This window comes from Streptomyces sp. NPDC001848, from assembly GCF_042891915.1.
Classification (GTDB): domain Bacteria; phylum Actinomycetota; class Actinomycetes; order Streptomycetales; family Streptomycetaceae; genus Streptomyces.
In genome coordinates, this window is record NZ_JBIATP010000024.1 from 44,858 (window position 1) to 59,842 (window position 14,985).

Sequence of the window (14,985 nt, forward strand, 5' to 3'; positions counted from 1 at the left end):
GCAGAGCCGGTGCTTGGGACAGACTGTCGAGGAGGCCCGACTGGCCTCGTCCGGCACGGCCGGCCTGTCGGATTTCGGCGATTGTCTGTGCTCGCCGGATACCTCCAGGGCTCAGGCGCCCTTGCCGTCGACTGCGGTGTGCGTGGTGCGGAAGCGTGCCCGGTAGGCTCCCGGCGTGATGCCGAGGTTGCGCGTGAAGGCCCGACGCAGGGACTCCGGTGACCCGAAGCCAGTGCGCCGGGCCACCGTGGCCATGGGGTCGTCGCTGTCTTCCAGCATCGCCTGGGCGGCCTCCATGCGGACCTGCTCGACGTAGCGGGCCGGGGTCGTGTGCATCTCGTCGTGGAACAGGCGTGTCATGTGGCGGGTGCTCACACCTGCCCGGCGCGCCATGGCGGCAAGGGTGTGCGGGGCGGACGGGTCCTCGGCGACCGCGTCCAGGACCCGGCGCAGCATCTCCTGTCTCGCGCGCGGGGTGTGGGTGCGGACACTGAACTGGGACTGGCCGCCCGGCCGCTGCATGAACACGACCATGTCCTTGGCCACGGCGCGGGCGACGTCGGCGCCGAGGTGCTCCTCGACCAGGGCGAGCGAGAGATCGATGCCCGAGGTGACGCCTGCGGAGGTCATGATGTGGCCGTCGCGTACGAACAGGGCGTCCGCTTCCACGGTCACCTTCGGGTAGCGCAGGGCGAGCTGGTCGGCGAAGCGCCAGTGCGTTGTCGCCTTGCGTCCGTCGAGCAGTCCGGCCGCGGCGAGGAGGAAGGCGCCGGTGCAGATGGACGCCGTGCGGCTGCCGCGTGCGTCGAGCCCTCTCATGGCGTCCAGCAGCGCGTCGTCCTTGATGAGGAAGGGCCACTCCGGGCCGCCGGGGATGACGACCACATCGCTGGCCGCCTGTACCTGCGCGGCAGCGAGGTCGACGCGCAGTCCGGTGCCGGCTGCGGTGACCACGTCGGCGCCGTCAGGGGAGACCGTGCGTACGCGGTAGCGGCCGCCGAACTCGTTGGCTGTCGTGAACACCTCGATCGGTCCGGTGACGTCGAGCAGCCGTACGCCGGGGAAGACCAGCACGGTCACCAGGAGCGGCTTCCTGCCTGACGGCCTGTCCTTCATTGTGCGCCTCCCGGACGGACTGGAGCTCACATCGGAGGACACCATCATCCGCCCGGCGATGCTCTGCCGCTCCCGTGCCGATTGTCGTCCGCGTCCCTGCGGCATGCTGCTGCCTTCCGTGGTGTGCAACGAGGCATCGGGCTTCGGCGCCTCGCCCGTGTTCAGCGGTCGCTTACCGTTTCGTCATGGCCACAGGTGTGGCCATAACACGCTCGGACAAGGACATCGGGGCATCAGGCCGGCACCCGGCAACGGGCCTGAACGGTGCTCGATGTCCTGGTGTGAGGGCATCATGGCGCGTGCTGTTCTGTAGCGGAAGCCGCGCTTCGCCATAGCGTCGAGGGCGCCAATGGGCCGACGGTCTCGGCCGCGTCCCTGAGCTGCTGGGTGTGGTCCGGCCAGTAGGCCTGCCCGTCACCGTGGCTGATCGTGGACGGTGACGAATCCGACACCCCAAGAGAAGGCACTCCGCGCCGTGACACCCCACCCCAGTACCAGCCGAGCGGTCCCGTCCCAGGTCGGCCCGGACCCGAGAGCGTCCGCAGTCGGCGCGACCCCGAGATCATCCGTGCTTGTACGTGACCAGCCGGACGAGGCGAACGGCAAGGAGCGTGGCCGGCTCGGTCCCGGCTGGTTCGCCGCCGTCATGGGCAGCGGGATCGTCACTGTCGCGGCCGCCACCCTGCCGCGCGGTCTCCCCGGACTCGGCGAGGCTGCCACGGTGGTCTGGGCGGGGACCGCGCTGCTGCTGATCGTGCTTGCCGTCAGCTATACCAGGCAGCGGGCGCTGAGGGTGCATGCCGGTGATCCGGTACTGGCCCAGTTCTTCGGGGCGCCGCCGATGGCTCTGCTCACCGTCGGGGCCGGGACGCTGCTGCTCGGCCAGCGGCTGATCGGGGAGCGTGCGGCGGTGGATGCGGACTGGGTGCTGTGGTCGGCCGGTACGGTGCTGGGTCTTGCGACCGCCTGCACGGTGCCGTATCTGATGGTCACGCGGCACCGTTTCACGCCGGACGCGGCGTTCGGCGGCTGGCTGCTACCGGTGGTGCCGCCGCTGGTCTCCGCCGCGACGGGCGCGCTGCTCATCCCGCGGGCGCCGGCCGGGCAGGTGCGGCTGGCCCTGCTGCTGTGCTGCTATTCGATGCTCGGGCTCGGGTTGGTCGCGGTCCTGCTGGTGCTGGCTATGGTGTACAGCCGCCTGGTGCATCATGACGCGCCCGGCGGTGCGGTGGTGCCCACGATGTGGATCGGCGTGGGGGCGCTGGATCAGGCGGTGACGGCGCTGGGGACGCTGGCCACGGCGTCGCCGAGCGCGCTGCCCGCCCCGTACGCGCGCGGGAGTGGTGTCGTAGCGCTCCTGGGTGGGCTCGGGATCTGGGGCTTCGCCCTGCTGTGGCTGGTACTGGCCACGGCGCTGACCGTACGGGAAATCCGCAGAGGGATGCCCTTCGCAGCCACCTGGTGGTCCTTCATCTTCCCCCTCGGTGCGTGCGTCACCGGCACGAGCGCGCTCGCTGCTCGTACCGGCTCGCAGCTGTTCGTCTGGATCGCCGTCGTCCTGTACGCCCTGCTCGTCGCCGCCTGGGCGGTGGTCGCCTGGCACTCCCTGCGCCATGCTGTCCGGCAGGGTGAGCGCGCCCGCCGCTGACAGGGCCCGTGTAACGCTCCGCATGACACGGATGTGTCGCGCGAACCCGGCTGTCTGCCGACGGGCAGCCGGGTTCGCGCCGCACCGCAACACGTGCCTATGGCAGCGCCCCGGTTGCCGTCGAGGCCTTGCTCTGCGGGCGGGCCGTCTGCCCCGCACCGGCGGATCCGTGCGCGGTCGTGGGGCGGGCCCGGAGTCTGGCTGCCACCATGGCGGCGAACACGACAGCCCAGAACACCACGGCGATCCAGACCTCCCAGCGGCCCACGCTCGTCATCTACGAGGTTGCGGTCGCGCGTCCCAGCTCATGCGTGGTGACCGCATACATGCCGACCGGGAAGACGAGGTTCCACCAGCCGAGCTCGTAGCGCAGCGGGATACGGCGCAGCGCGTGCCGCCAAACGCCCAGAGCCAGCAGGAGCGGAATCCAGCTTGAGACGCCCACAGGACGACGGACGTCCCGATGACGAGCGGGCGCGACAACATCGTGGTGCCTGGATGGAGTGCGATCAGCCGGACGCCGGCGAGTACGGCGATCACCGCCGCCCCATGAGGATCCAGATGGACGTCATGAGGCCTTCCGGCTGCGCCGGCCGGGCCAGCAGCCGGGCCAGGACCAGCGCGGCGGGCAGCAGGTACTGCATCAGGCCGACGGCCCAGCACACCACTGCCAGGACGGCCAGTGTGTGTCCCGGGGTCACCCGGGCCAGCGATGCCTCCGCGACCGCCACCGACTCCGATCCCACCGACCACAGGAACCAGGTGCCGTTCACCTGGTCGAGCAAGGGGCCCCGCTTCAGCGTGGTGATGAGCGCGAGCGGGATGCCGTAGTCCAGCACCACCCGCCCCAGCGTCCCGAACGCCAGGAACGCCCCGGCGACCGCGGTGTGTCCGGCCGGCACAAAGCGAGCAGCCAGCACGTTCGAGGAGATCGCGAGGGTGAGGAACGCGAAGGCACGCGGCCCGAGGAGATCCGCGACGAACCGCTCGCGCCGGCGCAGCAGCTCGCAGAAGAGCGAGTGCGGCATCACGGCCCCGGCGCTGCCCCCCTGCGAGGCCCGCTTTCAGGCCCTCCTTGATGCCTTCCTTGGCCGCGTGCAGGGTGCGGTGCAGCGCCCGGCCCGGCGCTCCGGCACCGTCGAGCGCCTGTCTGCCCCAGCCGGCCAGACGCTCGTGGCCGGCGTGGGTGCGCAGGGCCGCCAGGTGCCGGGCGAGTCCGCCCACGGTCGGTGCGTACGAGCGTCCGTTGTCCTTGACGCCGATCACCACCGGCCGGTCCCGGTGCCGCCGCGATGTTGTTGAGGGTCTCCCAGGCCAGCCCTCCGGTGAGTGCTCCGTCACCGACGACGGCGACGATGTGCCGGTCCGACTCTCCTGCGAGCTGTGCGGCCTTGGCCATGCCATCGGGGTACGACAGGGCTACCGATGCGTGGGAGGCTCGATGTGGTCGTGCGTGGACTCCTCCCGGCTCGGGTATCCGGAAAGCCCGCCACGCTGCCGCAGGCCGGAGAACTCACCGGCCCGCCCCGTCACGATCTTGTGGACGTACGCCTGGTGCCCGACGTCCTACAGCAGCCGGTGGCGCGGGGAGTCGAAGACCCGGTGCAGCGCCAGGGTCAGTTCCACGACGCCGAGGCTGGGGCCCCGATGGCCTCTGGATGGCTCAGACCCCTCAAGTCCGCGGGCTGGTTGATGCACGCCACCAGGCTCATGCCGCTGCTCCTCCTCGATGCTGCCGTGGTGTCGACGGATACGCGCTGTGGGCAGCCGATGCGCACCCCGCGAGCCGCTGATCACTGGAAGGCCGATGTCACGAGAGCCTTTTGCTCCACGCCGTGCCGGCGGGCCGAGCCGGCCGCGGGCGCGGGCGCCTCGGGCCGGCTCACGCACTCCACGGCGCGCCGGGTCAGCCGGTGCAGACGCGGCGCGACGAACGACCACGCACCCTGGTTCTCCGGCTCCTCCTGCACCCACCGCACGTCCGCGGCCGCGGGGAAGTGGGCGAGTTCCGCCGCGAGTTCCTCGTCGGGGAACGGGTAGAGGCGCTCCACGCGGACGATCGCCGTGTCGGTCGAGCCCGCGGTGTGCCGGTGGGCGTCGAGGTCGTAGAAGACCTTGCCCGAGCACAGCAGCACGCGCGAGACACGGGCCGGGTCCGTCGTGTCGTCCGGCAGGACCGGGCGGAAGCCGCCCTGGGTGAACTCGGCCAGGGCGGAGACGGCCGCCTTCGACCGCAGCATCGACTTCGGGGTGAAGACCACCAGTGGCCTGCGGCCGTTCAGCGCCTGCTGCCTGAGCAGATGGAAGTAGTTGCCCGGCAGGGAGGGCATGGCCACGGTCATGTTGTCCTGCGCGCACAATTGCAGGAAGCGTTCGATCCGGGCGGAGGAGTGGTCGGGGCCCTGGCCCTCCAGGCCGTGAGGCAGCAGCATGGTCACTGCGGAGCGCTGGCCCCACTTCAGCTCGGACGAGGCGATGTACTCGTCGACGACCGTCTGCGCGCCGTTGGCGAAGTCACCGAACTGGGCCTCCCACAGCACCAGGGCTTCCGGACGGGCCTGCGCATAGCCGTACTCGAAGGCCAGCGCTGCCAGTTCGGACAGCATCGAGTCGTACGGTGCGAAGCTCGCGGCCTGCGGGCTGAGGGAGTTCAGCGGCGTGTGCTCCGCGCCGGTGCGCCGGTCGGTCAGTACGGCGTGGCGCTGGCCGAAGGTGCCGCGCCGGGAGTCCTGTCCGGCCAGCCGTACCGGGACGCCGTCCAGCAGCAGCGAACCGATCGCCAGTGTCTCCGCGGTGGCCCAGTCGACGGTGCCGGTGTCGAGCGCCGCCGTGCGCCGGTGGAGCTGCGGCAGGACACGCGGGTGCACGGTGAAGCCCTGCGGCAGGTCGGTCTGCGATGCGATGACCTGACGGGCCGTCGCCTCGTCGATCGCGGTCGCCGTGCGCTGGGTGGCCGCCTGTCCGGCGTCGGCGCAAGGAAGGTCTTCGGCCGGTGTGGGAGCGGGCAGCGCCCGGGTCTCGGCGAAGGCCCGTTCGAGGTGATCCTGGTAGTGGCGGCGGGCACTGTCCACCTGCCGCTCGCCGATGTCCCCGCGGCGTATGAGGGCCGCGGCGTACAGCGTGCGCACCGAAGCCTTGGCGTCGATGCGTTCGTACATCATCGGCTGCGTGATGGACGGGTCGTCGACCTCGCTGTGCCCGTGGCGCCGGTAGCAGACCAGATCGACCACGACGTCCTTGTGGAACGTCTGGCGGTAGTCGAAGGCCATCCGTGCGACGCGGTCGACGGCTTCCGGGTCGTCGCCGTTGACGTGGAAGATCGGGGCCTCCACCATCCGTGCCACATGGGTGGCGTACGTGCTCGAACGGCCGTTGGCGGGCAGGGTGGTGAAGCCGACCTGGTTGTTGACGACCACGTGGACCGTCCCGCCCGTGCGGTAGCCCGGCAGTTGCGACATGTTCAGGGTCTCGGCGACCACACCCTGGCCGGCGAAGGCCGCGTCGCCGTGGAGGACGACCGGCAGTATGGGGAAGGGCTCGCCCTGGTCCCCGGCCAGGTCCTGCTTGGCCCGCACCACGCCCTGGGCCACCGGCCCCACGATCTCCAGGTGCGAGGGGTTCGCCACGACCGAGACGGCGATGGTGCCGCCGTCCAGGGCACGGTAGGCCCCCTCCGCGCCGAGGTGGTACTTCACGTCCCCCGAGCCCTGGACCGACCGGATGTCCACCGCGTCCTCGAACTCGTCGAATATCTGGCCGTAGGACTTGCCGATGATGTTGGCCAGGACGTTCAGCCGGCCGCGGTGCGCCATCCCGATGACGGCTTCTTGGACACCGTCTTCGATGGCGCGGAGCAACAGGGCGTCGAGCAGCACGATGGCCGACTCGCCGCCTTCGAGCGAGTACCGCTTCTGGCCCACGTACTTGGTCTGCAGGAACGTCTCGAAGGCCTCCGCGGCCCCCAACCGGTAGAGGATTCGCAGCTGTCCGGCACGGTCCGGGCGGCGCTGCGGGCCCTCGACGCGCTGCTGGATCCAGCGGCGTTCCCCGGCGTCCTGGATATGCATGTACTCGAACCCGGCGGTGCGGCAGTAGAACTCCCGCAATGCGCCCAGCACTTCGTCGAGTGTCATCGTGGCGCGCCCGGCGAACCCGTCCACGGCGAAGTCTTCCGCCCGGTCCGCGTTGTCAAGTCCGAACGCGGCGATGTCGAGCTCCGGATGCGCTGCGGCTGTCCGGGCCATGAGCGGGTCCGTTCCGGCCATCAGATGCCCGCGCACACGATACGCGTGGATGAGCGCCGCGACCCGGACCGCCTTGAGCGCCGCCTCGTCGGTGCCCTTATGGTGTTGGGCTGAGGCGGTCAGGGAGGCCGCGGCGGCCGGGGACACCAGCGTGGCGAAGAAGTTCCGCCACGTCTCGTCGACCGAGCCGGGGTCGTGGAGGTAACGCCGTCGCTGCTCGTCCACGACCCATTCGTTGAGCCCGAAGTCCAGCCCGTGAGACGCTGCTCGAGCGGTGTCTGATTGCGACGCCATGGCGCGAACGCCTTCTTTCCTCTGCGAAGCCTTGGGATCGCGGACGCGGCTACGGCGGTCGTCCGCCTGTCAGGTGTTCGAGCACTTCGCAACCGTTGCGGAGACCGACCCGTTCGACCGCGTCGCACTGACGACACTAGGACGCCGGGAGTGCGGGGACGGATGGCCAGGCGCGCCACGACGGCCTCACATCAGGACGGACGAGTGACGGCCTGCTGCCTGCCGTCGTCGCATATTCGGAGTGCGGGCGGGTGACGCCGTCCTGATCCGAGGGCTTCGTGTCCGTCCGGCCCGGGATCGACGTCGCATGGAATCTGGTTGTGATGCTGCGGCCACGGGCTTGCGGCCGGAGAACCGGCCCCTGGGAAGGAATATGATCGACTACGATTTGTCGGACACCGGGCGGTGGCAGTTTCCAGGGGTCTTGCGGACCTTAGGTCTCGTGCACGGTGAGTTGCGGGTGCGGCACGGACTGTCGCTCCATGACTACCTCATTCTCGGCGCGCTCGCCGAGGCCGCGAGCGGTTCTGTGCCCGTAGCCAAGCTGGCGGCGTTCCTCCAGGAATCCGGGGACCGGATGTCCTACCTCCTCAGGGGTCTGCAGGCTGCCGGACTGATTGATCGCCATCGTCGTGCCGGAGACCGCAGGACGGTCGAGGCCACCCTGACAGACGCAGGACGCTCCAGGTTCGCCGCCGCCGAGACGACCGCGCAGGCGCTGATGCGCCAGCACCTCGGTCCGGCACTGGACACCCAAGAGCCGTCCGGCCGATCGTGTGACGTCACTTCTGACGGCCTGCCGTCAGAAGGCATGCATACGATGGGACTGATGTGCGGCTGAGCGCGCTTCTCTGCGAGGCCCAGCGTCATGAGGGGGCTGTCCCGGCTACCATCGCGCAGGAGGTCCACCATGGCGACGCTGTTGTCCGTCAACGTAGGACTGCCCAAGGATGTGCCCTGGCAGGGAAGGACCGTGCACACCGGAGCCTGGAAGGCCCCTGTCCAGGGCTGCCGCATGGTCCGGCGGCTGAACGTCGACGGAGACGGTCAAGGAGATCTGGCCGGGCACGGCGGCGAAATGCGAGCCGTCCTCGTCTACCAGCTGCAGTCCTACCAGTACTGGCAAAAACAGCTCGGACGCGACGACCTGACCTTCGGGATCTTCGGGGAGAACTTCACGGTCGACGGCCTGCCCGACGACGAAGTATGCATCGGTGACCGGTACCGCATCGGCGAAGCGGAATTCGAAGTCTCCCAGCCCCGCGTCACCTGCTACCGGGTCGGCATGCGCCTGGGCGAACCCACCATGGCTTCCTTGCTCGTCGCCCACCACCGGCCGGGTTTTTACCTCCGAGTGATCACCGAAGGCCGCGTGCAGGCCGGTGACGCCGTCACCCTCACCCGCAAGGGACCGGAACAACTCAGCGTCGCCGACGCCGACGCGCTGCTCTACCTCCCGGACCGCGACCCCGCGAAGCTGCGCAAAGCACTGAACATCCCTGCCCTCAGTCCCGGATGGCAGCAGTCCTTCCGCGAACTCGCCGCGCCCGAGCAGCCTGCACAGAAGCCGGGACAGCCGGGCGAGCAGCCTGGCAAAGAACCGGGATGGCCGGGCTTCAAGCCCATGCGCGTCACCCGCATCGTCCCCGAGACCCCCACCGTTTCGTCCCTCTACCTCACCACCACCGACGGCACACCCCTGCCCGAGGCCCGCCCCGGCCAGTACCTCTCCATCCGCCTGGCCATCGACCATGCCGCCCCCGAAGTGCGCAGCTACTCCCTGTCCTGCGCGCCCACAGCCGACACCTACCGCATCAGCGTCAAGCGCGAACCCCATGGGAAAGCCAGCGGCTACATTCATGCGAGGCTCCACCCCGGCGACCTCGTGGACATCGCCAGCCCCCGCGGAACCTTCGTACTGGAAGAACACCCCGGCCCGATCGTGCTGATCTCCGCGGGGATCGGTGCCACACCCGTGCTCGCCATGCTCCACCAACTCGCCGCCACGCGAGACCCGCGCGCCGTCTGGTGGATCCACACCGCCCACGACCGCGCCCACCACGCTTTCGCGGACGAGACTCACACCCTTCTGGCCCAACTTCCGGGCGCCCGCGAGTACATCTACTACACCGGCGAAACCCCACGTCCCGACGAGCCCCACATCACTCACGGCCGCCCGACCGCTACATCCCTCATGGCCATGGGCATCCCCGCCGAGGCCAACGCCTACCTGTGCGGCCCACCCGCCTTCATGGACGACCTCGCCGGCTTCCTGCGCGATCTGGGTCTGCGCCCCCAGCAGATCCACACGGAGCAGTTCACCGCTCTCCCCGCCATCAACCCAGGCGTGACCGCCACCGCTGGGATCCGGCCGCACCAGCCACCCGGTCCCACCGCAACCGGTCCCCTCATCACCTTCGCCCGTAGTGGCATATCCACCCCATGGTCACCCGCTCACGCGACCCTCCTCGATCTTGCCGAAGCCTGCGACATCCCCACACGCTGGTCCTGCCGCACCGGCGTGTGCCACACCTGCATCACCCACCTCGTCGCAGGCGACATCAGCTACACCACCCCACCCCTCGAACTCCCCGAGCCCGGGACCGTCCTGGTCTGCTGCAGCAAGCCGACCACCGAGGTCGTCCTCGATCTGTGATCGGCCGACAAAGCGGGTGAGGAGCCGCCTGACCAGCCACGTAGCCGTGGTGGATCGCACGCCGGACGCAGACCCTCGATACCCATGGCGGCCGTCGGCCCGCCGAGCACCGAAACCGCGCAGGGCCGGCGTCCAGGACTGCATGAGCCTCGGCCGCACCTCTCTGATGAGTCCCGCCGTTGAAGCGCGGGCGGCGCGGAGCCGACACCCGGCCAACGCCAGACGATGTCGACTTGGTGCCGGACAGGCGACGTGTCGCCCCCGTCTTGCCGCCGCCCCGCAAGCGGTGTCAGCGCAGTGCGGCGACCGCCGTGCGATAGAGGACGTCCTCGGTACGGTCCCAGGACCAGCCGCTCTCGACCACCAGGGTGCGCCAGCCGGTGGGGCCGAACCAGTGCCAGAGCAGGTTCGGCTGTCTCCTCCACCGGGTAGGAGGACGGTCGAGTCAGGGTGTGCATATGGCGGGCGGTCGTGTGCAGCGCGTCACGGTAATCCGCGGTGGCGCGCTCCCACAGGGCCTCGCCGTCCTCGTGGACGGGCAGCGCCTTGCGGATCGCCTCGTGCACGGTGAACTGACTCTCGTTGCCCATCCGTGTGCCATGAGCCAACGCTCGCAGAACTGCCCCGGCGCTGGCCGCCGACGTGGTGCATGAGGACTTCTGCAACCGCGAGGCGGCCGTGGCACCCCCGGCCTGCGCTCTGCCCGGCCCGGCCGGAGTCCTCGCCTCGGGTGCGTGGATGCGCCCTTCAGTGATCTGCGTTTCCCGGTCCTCGGCATCGCACGCAATGACGACCAGGTCTGGGTGCGGCTGCGCATGCGGGGCCGGCACACGGGGCCCTTCGTCCGCTACCGCGACGGCGCACTCGATCAAGCCATACCCCCCACCGGGCATGACATCGATTTCGAGCAGATCCATGTACTCGGCCTCCGTGACGGCAAGGTGGTGAGCCATGAGGCGGTACGCGACGACATCACCATGCTCGGCCAGCTCGGTGTCTTTCCGCCGGCCCCGCCCACGACACTCCGCATGATCGTCTGGCATATGACCGGGCGAGCCGCACGCGCCGCCACCCGTGTCACGGCCGAGGCCGCCGAGGCCGCCGAGGCGGCCGCGCTGCTGCGCGACAAACCGGCAGAAAGCCGCTGAGCCGACCGTGCCACGTCGGCTGAGAGGTCTGCGTGCGGCACTCGTCCCAGGACCGTGGCCGCCAGCGGATGCGATCGACCTCCGCGCGCGAGACGGCGTATCCGCGTAACGGTTCCTCGTGCGGAACCGACCAGTGCCCAGTTCGACAGATGGGAGGAGGGTGATTGTGGGGACGAACCGAGACCGTTGTGCTTCTGTTTGCGCGCTGACCGGGCCGAGAGCCTCTCCCCGCATCGGCGTCCTACGGCCGCCCGAGGTCGCTCTCACGTAGCCGACCGGTCGGTTATTTCGTAGGCTGATGTCATGGGACGTACTTCTGACGCCAGGCGGAAGATCCTGGACGCCGCCCGCTCGCTGATCGAGGAGCGCGGGTACTCGGCGCTCGGGGTGGCCGAGATCTGCAAGGCCGCCGGGGTCCCTAAGGGGAGCTTCTACTACTTCTTCGAGTCCAAGGAGGCCCTCGCACTCGCGGTCGTCGACGAACACTGGGCGGCCCAGAAGCGCGACTGGACACAAGCCCTGACCGGTGACGCGGAGCCGCTGTGGCGGTTGCGGCGGCTGTTCGAGGAGACGGAGGCCGGCCAGCGTGCCGTCCAGCTGGGCTGCGGCACCGTGGCGGGCTGTCTGTTCGGGAACCTCACTCTGGAGCTGAGTAACCAGACCGAGGCGGTCCGCGAGCGGCTGCAGGAGATCTTCGACGCACAGGTCGACATGGTGGAGTCCGTCATCGCCGAGGCCCGTGAGCGCGGCGAGGCCGCCGTGGCCGACACCCGTGAGGCGGCGCGCGCCGTCGTGGCCCAGCTGGAAGGCCAGGTGATGTTCGCCAAGCTGTACAACAACACGGACCGGCTCGGCCCCCTGTGGTCCAACTGCCTGGCCCTCCTCGGCGGACGGCCGACGCAGGAGGCCGTGGCCGGCGTCTGAGGTCCGATCTTCGCCTGCGCGACTGCTCCCGGCGGCTGCGGCGGCCTGGGAGGGCCCGGTCTCCTCAGGCCTCGTCCTCGTCCGGCACGGGGCAGGCGTACACCGGTGTGGACTGCCCCTCCTGCCCGGCAGACCGTGCCGCAGGGCTCTGGTCCACGACCGGCATCGCGTGGGGGAAGCCGACGCGGAGCACGGCGGCGGCGACCGCGCCGGCCAGGACCACCGCCGAGGCCAGGATCAGAGCCTGGTGGTAGCCGTGGTGGAGCAAGGGGGTGACGGCCAGCGGGCCGAGGATCTGGCCGACCGAGTAGCCGGCGGTCAGCAGCGCGACCGACCGCGGGAACCGCAGATGAGCGCCCGCGGCAAGGGTGAGGGTGCTGATGCCGATGAACGTCGCGCCGAACAGGATCGCGGAGACCAGTGCGGCCGGCACCCCGCCGACGACGGCGGGCAGGGCGATGCCGACGGCCTGGATGACCAGCGCGGTGAGCAGCAGGCCGGGGCGGGACCAGCGATGCCCGAACCATGCCCACAGCGCCGAGGACGGCACGGCGGCCAGTCCGGCCAGCACCCAGGCGCCACTGCCGACCCAGCCCGGGGAGCCTTGTCCGATCGCGGCGACGAGGAAGGTGCCAGCGACGATGTACCCGATGCCCTCCAGCGTGTAGCTGACGAACAGAGCGCTGAACCAGCGGTGTACCCGTGTCCTGGGATGCGAGCCCGCCCCGCCGCCGGAGGGTGCGGGCGTTTCCTCCGGACGCAAGGTCCAGCAGGCGACGGTCATGAGCGCGCAGAGCACGGCCGAGGCCCACCAGGCGGCGCGCCAGTCGCCGAACGCGCGCAGGAAGAGGACGACCAGACCGGACAGGGCGATCCCGGCGCCGACGCCTCCGAAGGCCCAGCCGGTCAGGTGGGCGGGGTGCTGCCTGAGGTGGCCGAGGAGGGAGTTGACCGCGATGACGAAGATCAGGGCGCTGGTGATCCCGGCGAGCAGCCGGAGACCAAGCCATGCGCCGGTGCTGTGGACGGTGGGCATCCCCGCCAGAGTGGCGGTCAGCACCACCAGGGAGACGCGAATGAGCAGACGGGAGCGGACCAGTGCCGGGACGAGGATGCCCGCCAGCGCGCCGATCAGATAGCCGACATAGTTGGCGGTGGCCAGGTTCGCACCAGCACTCGCGGACAGCCCTGCCTGCGCGTGCATCAGCGGCAGGATCGGGGTGTAGACGAAGCGGCCGACGCCCATGCCTGCCGCCAGTGCCGCGGCGGCCTGGGCCGCGTGGCCGCGCGGCGAGTGCAGCGTGCGGTGCGGACGAACGGACGACAGACCCAGGTCCGGCGAACTCATGTGGATATCCCTCTGACGCGGTGCAGATCTTGGCTGATGAAGGCCTCGGTGCCGCAGCCATGGGTGACGACGATGGCCCCGGCACAGGCGCCGGTCACTGCGGCGCGCCGACCGTGCCCGGGTCGTTGGGGTGGGGCGCCAGTACGGTGACGGTGAAGGTCATCCAGGACCGGAGCGGCAGTGTGCCGAGTATCTTCTCGTGCAGCTCGGCTTCGTCGGCGGCCCGCCAGATGCCGATGCTGCGCAGCTCGCCGACCGGACGCCACAGCCGGTACAGATGGCCGGAAGCGGCCAGTTCCGCCGCGCGGACCGCCTCGGCGGCTCGGCGGCGCCCGACCTCGTCCGCACTGACGCCCTCGGGGACGGTGGTGGTGATCTGCACCAGGAACTCTGGCATCTCCTCGCTCCTCTCGGATCCACGCCGGAGTCACTGGATCCGCGTCGTAGGGCCGTTCGGTGCCCCGTCCTCGCCTTCGTGCCTCCATCCTGGCCCTGCCACCAGGGACGTTGCCACGACCGGCTCCCTCCTTGCTGATAGGTGACACCTCCCAGCGGGCGTAGCATGACGGGCGTGGAGCTGCGCCAACTGAGGTATTTCATCGCGGTGGCCGAGGAGCTGAACTTCGGCCGGGCCGCCGCGCGGCTTCTGATCGCGGGCCCTTCCCTCTCCCAGCAGATCAAGGCCCTCGAACGCGACCTCGGAGTGCGCCTCTTCGAGCGCGATCGCCGCTCGGTGTCCCTCACTCCGGCCGGTGCGGAACTGCTCCCGCACACCCGCGCTCTGCTGGAACGGGCGGATGACCTCCAGCGCCGCGCTGGCCGGCTGTCCGGCTCCGAACCGGTCCGGCTCGGCTACGTCAACTGGCTGCCCGGAGATCTGACCGTTCGTACCTCCGCGGTGGCTCAGATCCACATCGACGCTTGGGTCGCCCCCTCCCACACCCAGGCAGCCCGGGTGGCCGACGGCAGCCTCGATCTCGCGGTGTGCTGGCTACGGGCCGAGGACGTGGAACGGCACCGCCTGAACGCTCGGATCCTCGGCGCCGATCGGCTCTATGCCGTCGCCAAGGGAGACGACACCAGCCCCGTGCGGGCCCGGGACACCGCGGTTCTCCTCGACGACGACATCACGTCCTGGTCGTCCTGGAACGTCTACGCCGAAGAACTCGCCGGTGACACCGGAGCCCGAGCCGTGCCCATATCGGACGGCGGCATCACCGGCCCGGCCTTCTTCGACCACGTCCGCCGCAGCGATCGTCCGATCATCAACTCGCCCAAGGGTCAGACCTGCGCGCTCCCGGCCGACCTGGTGCGACGCACCGTCGTCGCCCCCGAGGTCTACTGGATCTGGTCCCTCGTCCGACGCGAGGACGAGGCACGCGCGGCGGTCATCGCTGCCATGGACGCCCTGTGTGACGGCGTCGTAGACCTCGGCATACACGCCGCCGACGCCTGGCTGCCCGCCGGCGACCCGTACCGACAGTAGAGACCGAGTCCCCGCTGACGGAAGCCGCCATTCCCCGGCACCGACGCACCCCGTCGGTCCCGACGCAATCCGTGGTCCTCTACCTGCGACGTCCTCACCTGCACTGAGAGCCACGGCCTCT

The 14,985-nt window shown here is 70.1% G+C and carries 13 protein-coding genes and 1 pseudogene; 6 read left to right on the forward strand and 8 right to left on the reverse strand.

All coding sequences use genetic code 11. The annotated features are described in order from the left end of the window. Positions 1-111 precede the first annotated feature (111 nt). Positions 112-1,116 (reverse strand): GlxA family transcriptional regulator, encoded by a 1,005-nt coding sequence (locus ACFYZJ_RS35055; protein WP_388575221.1) that lies wholly within the window; start codon positions 1,114-1,116, stop codon positions 112-114. A 568-nt stretch (positions 1,117-1,684) separates the two neighbouring features. Between ACFYZJ_RS35055 and ACFYZJ_RS35060 the strand changes: the two genes are divergently transcribed. Continuing rightward, positions 1,685-2,764, forward strand: a complete 1,080-nt coding sequence (locus tag ACFYZJ_RS35060; RefSeq protein ID WP_388575224.1) for a TDT family transporter — start codon at positions 1,685-1,687, stop codon at positions 2,762-2,764. A 97-nt stretch (positions 2,765-2,861) separates the two neighbouring features. On the opposite strand, the gene ACFYZJ_RS35065 is transcribed toward ACFYZJ_RS35060, so the two are convergent. The 5 genes and pseudogenes from ACFYZJ_RS35065 to ACFYZJ_RS35085 form a co-directional block, all read right to left on the reverse strand. After that, positions 2,862-3,041, reverse strand: a complete 180-nt coding sequence (locus ACFYZJ_RS35065) for a hypothetical protein (protein ID WP_388575227.1) — start codon at positions 3,039-3,041, stop codon at positions 2,862-2,864. Beyond that, positions 3,042-3,209 (reverse strand): hypothetical protein, encoded by a 168-nt coding sequence (locus ACFYZJ_RS35070; RefSeq protein WP_388575230.1) that lies wholly within the window; start codon positions 3,207-3,209, stop codon positions 3,042-3,044. 91 nt (positions 3,210-3,300) lie between these two features. Beyond that, positions 3,301-3,792: a hypothetical protein gene (locus ACFYZJ_RS35075; RefSeq protein ID WP_388575232.1), complete on the reverse strand. Its 492-nt coding sequence runs from the start codon at positions 3,790-3,792 to the stop codon at positions 3,301-3,303. Positions 3,793-3,835: 43 nt separating this feature from the next. Beyond that, positions 3,836-4,417: pseudogene (locus ACFYZJ_RS35080) on the reverse strand (1-deoxy-D-xylulose-5-phosphate synthase N-terminal domain-containing protein); the annotation flags it as partial. Positions 4,418-4,557: 140 nt separating this feature from the next. Continuing rightward, complete coding sequence (locus ACFYZJ_RS35085; protein WP_388575235.1) at positions 4,558-7,302, reverse strand: multifunctional oxoglutarate decarboxylase/oxoglutarate dehydrogenase thiamine pyrophosphate-binding subunit/dihydrolipoyllysine-residue succinyltransferase subunit; 2,745 nt, start codon at positions 7,300-7,302, stop codon at positions 4,558-4,560. A 373-nt stretch (positions 7,303-7,675) separates the two neighbouring features. Here ACFYZJ_RS35085 and ACFYZJ_RS35090 point away from each other — a divergent pair, with 373 nt between their 5' ends. From ACFYZJ_RS35090 to ACFYZJ_RS35105, 4 genes are all read left to right on the forward strand, one after another. Next, entirely contained in the window at positions 7,676-8,143 is a 468-nt protein-coding gene (locus ACFYZJ_RS35090) for a MarR family winged helix-turn-helix transcriptional regulator (protein WP_388575237.1), read from the forward strand. Between the two features lie 69 nt (positions 8,144-8,212). Next, a complete protein-coding gene (locus tag ACFYZJ_RS35095) occupies positions 8,213-9,958 on the forward strand; it encodes an MOSC domain-containing protein (RefSeq protein ID WP_388575240.1) in 1,746 nt (581 codons plus the stop codon). A gap of 734 nt (positions 9,959-10,692) precedes the next feature. Beyond that, positions 10,693-11,106 (forward strand): ester cyclase, encoded by a 414-nt coding sequence (locus tag ACFYZJ_RS35100; protein WP_388575243.1) that lies wholly within the window; start codon positions 10,693-10,695, stop codon positions 11,104-11,106. A gap of 303 nt (positions 11,107-11,409) precedes the next feature. Continuing rightward, on the forward strand, positions 11,410-12,030 hold the full coding sequence (locus ACFYZJ_RS35105) for a TetR/AcrR family transcriptional regulator (RefSeq protein ID WP_388575245.1): 621 nt from the start codon (positions 11,410-11,412) through the stop codon (positions 12,028-12,030). Between the two features lie 64 nt (positions 12,031-12,094). Here the strand turns inward: ACFYZJ_RS35105 and ACFYZJ_RS35110 are convergent, their stop codons facing one another. Beyond that, entirely contained in the window at positions 12,095-13,378 is a 1,284-nt protein-coding gene (locus ACFYZJ_RS35110) for a YbfB/YjiJ family MFS transporter (protein ID WP_388575248.1), read from the reverse strand. Positions 13,379-13,472: 94 nt separating this feature from the next. Next, a complete protein-coding gene (locus ACFYZJ_RS35115; RefSeq protein WP_388575250.1) occupies positions 13,473-13,775 on the reverse strand; it encodes a muconolactone Delta-isomerase family protein in 303 nt (100 codons plus the stop codon). Between the two features lie 165 nt (positions 13,776-13,940). On the opposite strand from ACFYZJ_RS35115, the gene ACFYZJ_RS35120 reads away from it, so the two are divergent. Beyond that, entirely contained in the window at positions 13,941-14,864 is a 924-nt protein-coding gene (locus ACFYZJ_RS35120; protein ID WP_388575253.1) for a LysR family transcriptional regulator, read from the forward strand. The last annotated feature ends 121 nt before the right edge of the window (positions 14,865-14,985 follow it).